1 pseudogene is annotated in these 531 nt (G+C 72.1%); it reads left to right on the forward strand.

Annotated elements, in window-relative coordinates:
• Nucleotides 1-531, forward strand: a pseudogene (locus IE294_RS47180) (polyketide synthase); the annotation flags it as partial.

Below are 531 nucleotides of genomic sequence, written 5' to 3' on the forward strand. Positions count from 1 at the left end.
CTGGAGCGGTTGTCGGACGCGCGGCGCAACGGGCATCCGGTGCTGGCCGTCGTGCGGGGTTCGGCCGTGAACCAGGACGGGGCGTCCAATGGTCTGACGGCGCCGAACGGTCCGTCGCAGCAGCGGGTGATCCGGCAGGCGTTGGCGTCGGCCCGGTTGTCGGCGGCGGACGTGGACGTGGTGGAGGCGCACGGTACGGGGACGACGTTGGGTGATCCGATCGAGGCGCAGGCGTTGCTGGCCACGTACGGCCAGGAGCGCTCCGCGGACGCGCCGCTGTGGCTGGGGTCGGTGAAGTCGAACATCGGGCACACGCAGGCCGCGGCCGGTGTCGCGGGTGTCATCAAGGTGGTGATGGCGATGCGTCACGGGGTGCTGCCGAAGACGCTGCACGTGGACCGGCCGTCCACGAAGGTGGACTGGGACGCCGGGCAGGTGCGGTTGCTGACGGAGGAGCAGCCCTGGCCCCGGACCGGCCGTCCACGCCGGGCGGGTGTGTCCTCCTTCGGCATCAGCGGCACCAACGCCCAC

The organism is Streptomyces canarius (assembly GCF_014650735.1).
Classification (GTDB): Bacteria; Actinomycetota; Actinomycetes; order Streptomycetales; family Streptomycetaceae; genus Streptomyces; species Streptomyces olivaceoviridis.